Here is a 7,107-nt window from a genome sequence, read left to right as displayed (position 1 = left end):
TCGTAATTCGTAATTCGTAATTCGTAATTCGTAATTCGTAATTCGTAATTCGTAATTCGTAATTATTATAAATGTTTCGCTCCCGTAATCTTCAGTTCATTCAAATCAACCTGCATTTCAGCTTTTCGGATCTCCTCGTCACTGAAGTGTTTTTCTTTCCGGAGTTTGAACAATTCTTTCCGTTGCAGTGCATATATTTCCATGAGTACATGTTGATACTTTTTAACTTCAACCAACTGCATTTCACTGCATTCAACAGAATTCAGCTGCATGCGGGTGTTTTCCAACCGAAGCTTGATGTTTTCCTTGTAAAAAGCCAATAGTTCGTTATCTTCCAATTCCTCAGAATGTCTTTTGTGTGCGTGGTCAAGGGCAATGTTATCCAGGCGCAATTGAATTCCGGCTTGTTGTTCATCTTCGCGGGCAATATTATCAATTTCTTCAATTTTAATCAGTTTAATGATAAATGGAAGCGTTAGCCCCTGAACAACCAATGTGATCAAAATAACTACAAACGTGATGAAAATAATCAGGTTGCGGTGAGGAAAAGAAGTTCCATCCGTCATCAGCATTGGAATTGAAAGTGCGGTTGCAAGCGAAACAACTCCGCGCATTCCCGCCCAACTAATGACCAAAGGACCTTTCCAACCCGGCGACGGATCTCTTCTCACCCTGGCACTTAGCCAACGCGGAACAAAAGCCGCCGGATAAACCCACAAAAAACGCAGCACAATCGTAATTAAACTAATTAAAAGCCCGTATTTAACCGCCTGCCAAACAGAATATTCTCCCAAACCTGCAATAATTTCAGGCAATTTCAAGCCGATAATGACAAAAACAAAGGCATTCATCACAAAGATCATCGTCGTCCAGACTCCCAGCATATTTAAACGCGTACTTCCTGTTTGAAAGACTTCGTGTGCCCGGTAAGACATGAACAAACCGCCGCTCACAACCGCCATAATTCCGGAGAAATGAAATTCTTCGGCAACCAGGAATAAGATGTAAGGAGTCATAACCGTTAATGCGGCGTCAATCGCAGGCGTGGTTGGTAAAAAACGGTGAATGACATAAAATACATGCACGATCGCAATTCCGACTACAATTCCCATTCCGGCCATGATAAAAAACTGACCAACTGCTTCTTGAAAGGAAAATGTTCCGGTTAAAACAGCGAGTAAAGCAAAGCGAAAAACAATCAGTGACGACGCATCATTCACCAGGCTCTCACCTTCCAGGATGGTCAAAATCCTTTTGGGAACTTTCATTCCTTTGAGAACAGTTGCCGCCGCTACAGCATCCGGTGGAGAAACAATTCCTCCCAATAAAAATCCTAATGCCAGTGTAAATCCTGGAATCACTGCACTTGAAACATAAGCGATTACCAGGGAAGTGAAAAACACCAACCCGAAAGCAAGCAGGGAAATCGGGCGTTTCCATTTCCAGAAATCATTCCAGGATGTATACCAGGCCGCTTCATACAACAAAGGCGGAAGAAAAATCATGAAAATCACTTCCGGTTCCACTTGTAACGAAGAAACTCCGGGAATCAGACTGATTCCCAAACCAGATAAAACCAAAAAGATCGGGTAAGCAATTTTGAAACGCTGTGCCAGCATGACCAGTAAAAAAACAGCGAATAAAAGTCCGAGAATAAGTAACAGTGTATGATGCATCCGAGTAATTTGTACGAAATCAAAAATACTATTTTATGCTTTAATCACTTAGTTGATCTCTTCAAAATTCACTAAAAGTCAAAAATCCATCCTCCCCGACTCAAAGTAACACATCAATCCTAAAACCCGGCTTGTCAGTTCAAAGATTTTCGCAGAATATTCGTCCTGATTTGGTCGAAAAAAGTACCTTTACATTTAAATTGTTTTTCCATGAAATTGGTCTTAAATCAGCATCAAATTGAGCAAAAAATCATGCGCCTGGCTCATGAAATTTTAGAAAACACCTACGGAATTCCGGAATTGTTTATCGGAGGGATTACCGGAAACGGTGAAACTTTTGCCCAGCAGATTTGCGAGATCATCCAGAAGAACAGTTCTCAAAAAGTAAACTATTTCAAAATTGAACTGGACAAGGATCATCCTTTGGATCAGGAAATCAGTTGTTCCATTGACCCGGATTTATTCAGCGGAAACACCATTATTTTGGTTGATGACGTCATCAACTCCGGAACGACTATGCAATACGGCGTTTTGAAGATTTTGGAAAAACCGGTTAAAAGCGTGAAAACAGTTGCCCTGGTAGACCGCATGCACCGCCGATATCCGATCAAATGTGATTTTGTAGGAATGACTCTGACAACCACTTTGGGTGAACGCGTGGAAGTTGTTCCTTCGAACGGCGCTTTGGAAGCATTCCTTGTATAGTACAATATGGTTCAAATTGTTGAAAAGGTTCAAAGTTTTGACATTTCTAATAATGACTCTCAATGTAAACTTTTGAACTTTTGAACCCTTTTAACTTTTCATCATGAAACGAATTACAGAATCCGAAAGCAATCATCAGAACTTAGATCAACTGTCTACACGTGATTTATTAATTGGAATCAACCAGGAAGATCATACTGTTCCCTTAGCTGTTGAAAAAGAAATTCCGCAAATTGAAAAATTGGTCGATGCCTGTGTTGAACGCATGAAAGACGGCGGACGCTTATTCTACATGGGCGCAGGAACCAGCGGACGTTTGGGAATTGTAGATGCCAGCGAATGCCCGCCAACATTCGGAGTTCCCCAGGGAATGGTCATCGGAATTATTGCCGGTGGAGATCAGGCGATTCGCAAAGCGGTAGAATTTGCCGAAGACGATCGTTTGCAAGGCTGGAAAGATCTGGAGACATTCAAAATCAATGAAAAAGATATTGTAGTCGGAATTGCTGCTTCAGGAACAACGCCTTATGTGCTTGGTGCATTGGAAACTGCGAAATCGAAAGGAATTCTGACCGGTGGAATTTCGTGTAATCCGCATTCACCTTTGAGCCAGCTGGCTGATATTGCCATTACGCCTGTTGTAGGTCCGGAATTTGTTACCGGAAGTACGCGCATGAAAAGTGGAACGGCTCAAAAACTCGTTTTAAACATGCTTTCCACTTCGATCATGATTCGCATGGGTCGTGTAAAAGGAAACCGCATGGTAGATATGCAATTATCCAATGAAAAACTAGTCGACCGCGGCACCCGAATGGTGATGGACGAAACCGGTTTGGACGAACAAACGGCGAACGAACTACTTTTGAAATACGGTTCTGTAAGAGCAGCTGTGGAGGCGCAAACAAAAAAATAGATTCACCGGCAATACAGAAATGATTTGTAATTTGGCCGATTCATGATTCAAGGAAAACCCATTCTTCATTCAACAGATTTAACGGTCAATCGCCCGGAACCGATTACGGAACCTATTTCGGTGTTGGAGTATTCGAAAAACATTGATCCGAAATATGCTGTAGAAGCGTTACTGGAAGGAACCTATGTTTTGGTTGCCGATCAGTTCAGCAGTGGAACTACCGTATTGGAAGCGTTAAAAAAACAACTTTCCAAAAAAACAGATCAGCAATCGTTCGCTTCGCAGCGAAACTACCGGGAAAATTTCCGCAATGCTTCGCGGTTTTTAGTCGTTGAAATTTTCAATCATCAGTTACATATTCGAAAAGCTCCGGAAATTGGCTGGCTGAAACACTTGTATCCCGAAATTCAGGAGTTTTTATTGCCGTTTACGGATGTTCAGGGCTTAAACAGTGCCTGGCAATGGTATGAAAAAGGAATCCGGATTCCGGGATTGAAACAAACCATTCATCCGTTCTACGGAACGTACTTTCCTACCCGTTTTGAGCACATTGAATTGTTTGTCAATTACCTGAAGAATTACCAGGGATCAAAAGAAAGTGCCTTCGATATCGGAATTGGAAGTGGTATTTTAAGTAAACTACTGCATCAGTTTGATTTTAAAGAAATAAATGCTTCAGATATCAACCCGAATGCGTTGATTGGAATATTGGAAGAACAAACCAAAACCGATCAAAAAATCAATTTGTATTTCGGCGATTTGTTTGCCGGCTCTGAAAAAAAATCAGACCTGATTGTTTTTAATCCGCCGTGGATTCCTCTTCCGAAAGAAGTTTCCGGAATTGACCGCGCCATTTATTACGACAAAGAATTATTCCCGCGTTTTTTCGAAGAAGCAGCAAAACATTTGAACCCGGGCGGACAGCTTGTTCTTCTGTTTTCAAACCTGGCCAGATTGATGGATCCGCAATTCATTCACCCAATCGAATGGGAGCTGAAAAAACAAAAACGCTTCACGATCCTTCAAAAAACGACGAAGGATGTCGGTGCGGCTTCTACCAAAACAAAACGCAAAGCAGTCTGGCGCGATCAGGAGTTTGTGGAATGCTGGGTTTTAAAGCTGAAAATGGAGAATTGAAAAGGAAACAGCGCTAACGCTCGTTTCTTAATTGTAGAAAACTTTACTTTCTCTCCTTTTCAATTATCCATTGTCAATTTTCAATTCTTAGTAACTTTGACTATGCAAATCAAAACAACACTCACTCAAGGTGAATTCGCCAAACTAACTGGAATTTTATTACTCAAAAGACTCCAGGTTCTTTTTCTGCTTTTAGCAGTTCTGGGACTAATCATCGGGGCGCTGATTGCCGTGTTTGTTTTCGGAAATGAATCTGCCTACATGCTGATCTTCGTAGGAATCGTATTCCTTGCCCTGTTTGCATTCAGCATTTACAATAACGCGAAACGGCATTATCAGAACAATCCGCGGATAAGACAGGAAATTACTTATGACTTTTCGGATAAAGGTATTTCCATCTCCAAAGAAGGATATGCTTCAACCGTAAAATGGAGTGAAATTATCGCCGTGAGAAAACGCGCAGGATTGATTTTGTTCTGGCAGAATAAATTAATAGCAAATGTCATCTCGGCGAAGGATCTAAATGCCGAACAACTCGATGAGATCAATCAATTTCTTCAAAAAAAGAACATTCAGTCCAAACTATAGGCTCCGGGCTTTTTTGACCACTGACTCATTTTCGCTTTTTTCTTCCATTTATTTTTTTACATTTAGGTAGGTTCTTGAATCTTTTTAATGGTTTCATCAAAGATTTGGCATAAACTACTGTTCGGAATGATTATCTCATTGGTCATTGCATTGGCAGCCGTTTCCTTGGTTGTGTACCGTGAGATTTCTCAAAACATCACTCAAAAAACAAACAGCAGGTTAGAGGTCATTCTGGATCTGAAAAAACAACAGGTTGAAACTTACTTCAAGGAATTAAGGAATCAAACCGAATTAATGAGTGCTTCGGAATCATTCGTGAATAAGTTCAGTGAATGCAAGGAAGCGTTTAACGATATTTCAGAATCTCCGAATTTTGATACGGAAACCTTTCATTATTACAAAGAACACCGGGACAGTATTTATTTCAATAAAGTAAAATCCTACTACGGAAATCACAGCTTATCACTGGATCTGGCATCTAAAGACTTAGCAAATAACAAAGAGGCTCTTATCATTCAAAATTCCCTATGGGACAAGCATTTTCCCCGGTTGCCGTGCATGAAGAACTACCGGGAGGTGAAATCAAAGCTGAAGTCGCGAACGCAACGTATTGCCTCTAAAATCGGATTTCACGACGTCATTCTCATTGATTCTAAAACCGGTTACATTGTATTCACGACAGACGAACATTCAGAAATCGGTGCAAACGTATTGGAAGGTCCTTTCAAAAACACAAGTATCCGGAAAGCATTTGATGCGGTCCACAAATCCAAAGAACTAAAAACATTTATTGTTGATTTTGAAGCTTATCCGCCTTCCAACAACGAACAAACGGCATTTATTGCCTGTCCGATGATCAAAGACAATGTCAATATCGGGATATTGGCAGCAGAAATCGGTATAGAAGAATTGGACACGATTCTCACATTTGACCGGGATTGGGAAAACCAGCATATGGGGAAAACCGGAGAGGTTTATCTGGTCGGCCCCGATATGTATATGCGCTCTCAAAGCCGCTTTTTCCTGGAAGATAAGGATAGTTTGGTCAAAGTTCTTTCGAAAACCAATCACGTTTCCTCAAAAGATATTGAACAATTGAAAGGAAGTAAATCTTCCATTAAAAGTATCCGGATCAATTCCGAATGTTCCAGGAAAGCCATTGCGGGGAAAACGGGAACTGCCAAAACACTTGATTATAGAGGGGTTCCGGTACTGGGAACTTATTCCCCATTAGAATTAAACAATGTTCACTGGGGAATTGTTTCCAAAATGGATCAAAGTGAAGCATTTTCCGAGGTTTCCGAATTGCGTTATTTCCTAATCATCACCTATATCATTGTGTTACTTGCATCTGCTTTGATTGCCTTTTTCATTGCCAGGCAAATTGCAAAACCCATTCAACAATTAAACCATCACGCAAAAGAACTGAGTACCGGAAATTTTGAAACCAATATTACGGTAAGCGGGAAAGACGAAATCGGTGAGCTCGCGACTAGTTTTCGCATCATGCAGAATACTATTTCCATGTTGATTGATGATTTGACGGAAACAAACAGAAACCTCTCTGAAAAACGCAAAGACATCGTTGACTCCATTGCTTATGCACAGCAAATTCAGGAAAACATTCTTCCTTCCAGGGATATGGTGAACAGCTATGTTCCCGATTCGTTTGTTTTCTTTCAACCGAGAGATATTGTTAGTGGCGATTTTTATTGGGCTGCAGAGCGGAATAAAGAGCTTTACCTGGGAGTTTGTGACAGCACAGGGCACGGAATTCCGGGAGCATTCATGAGTTTGTTGAATGTCTCTTTTCTGAATGAAGCTTTGATGAATGAAAAAATTGAGAAACCGGGTGATATCCTCGAAAAAGTGCGTGGTTTGTTGAAAAGTGTCTTTCAACACGAACGCCAGGACGGAATGGATGGAATTATCATCCGCTTCAATCCAAAAACCAATACACTTTCCTATGCTGCTTCAAACAACGCTCCCGTTTTGGTTCGTGACGGGAATTACAGCATCCTGGAATACGATAAAATACCGGTTGGAAATTCAACTAAAACGGAGCATTTCAACACATATTCACTGGAA

General features: G+C 40.9%; 6 protein-coding genes. 5 read left to right on the top strand and 1 reads right to left on the bottom strand.

What is annotated here, in order from left to right:
- Window positions 1–65: 65 nt before the first annotated feature.
- On the bottom strand, window positions 66–1,676 hold the full coding sequence (locus tag Q1V93_RS17510; protein ID WP_300666452.1) for a Na+/H+ antiporter: 1,611 nt from the start codon (window positions 1,674–1,676) through the stop codon (window positions 66–68).
- 210 nt (window positions 1,677–1,886) lie between these two features.
- Here Q1V93_RS17510 and Q1V93_RS17505 point away from each other — a divergent pair, with 210 nt between their 5' ends.
- The 5 genes from Q1V93_RS17505 to Q1V93_RS17485 form a co-directional block, all read left to right on the top strand.
- Window positions 1,887–2,381: a phosphoribosyltransferase family protein gene (locus Q1V93_RS17505; protein WP_300666450.1), complete on the top strand. Its 495-nt coding sequence runs from the start codon at window positions 1,887–1,889 to the stop codon at window positions 2,379–2,381.
- A 103-nt stretch (window positions 2,382–2,484) separates the two neighbouring features.
- Window positions 2,485–3,294 carry an N-acetylmuramic acid 6-phosphate etherase gene (gene murQ, locus Q1V93_RS17500; protein ID WP_300666449.1) on the top strand — a complete coding sequence of 270 codons (810 nt, stop codon included), beginning with the start codon at window positions 2,485–2,487 and terminating at the stop codon, window positions 3,292–3,294.
- Between the two features lie 42 nt (window positions 3,295–3,336).
- On the top strand, window positions 3,337–4,431 hold the full coding sequence (locus tag Q1V93_RS17495; protein ID WP_300666447.1) for a class I SAM-dependent methyltransferase: 1,095 nt from the start codon (window positions 3,337–3,339) through the stop codon (window positions 4,429–4,431).
- A gap of 102 nt (window positions 4,432–4,533) precedes the next feature.
- Complete coding sequence (locus Q1V93_RS17490; protein WP_300666446.1) at window positions 4,534–5,019, top strand: YcxB family protein; 486 nt, start codon at window positions 4,534–4,536, stop codon at window positions 5,017–5,019.
- Between the two features lie 126 nt (window positions 5,020–5,145).
- The coding region (locus Q1V93_RS17485) for a HAMP domain-containing protein (RefSeq protein WP_300666444.1) at window positions 5,146–7,107 on the top strand (1,962 nt) is incomplete at its 3' end.

Origin of the sequence: Fluviicola sp., assembly GCF_030151805.1 — a bacterium.
In the GTDB taxonomy this organism is placed as follows: Bacteria; Bacteroidota; Bacteroidia; order Flavobacteriales_D; family Crocinitomicaceae; genus Fluviicola.
The sequence above is the reverse complement of the archived record's forward strand: the minus strand, read 5'-3'. Positions and strand labels throughout refer to the sequence as shown.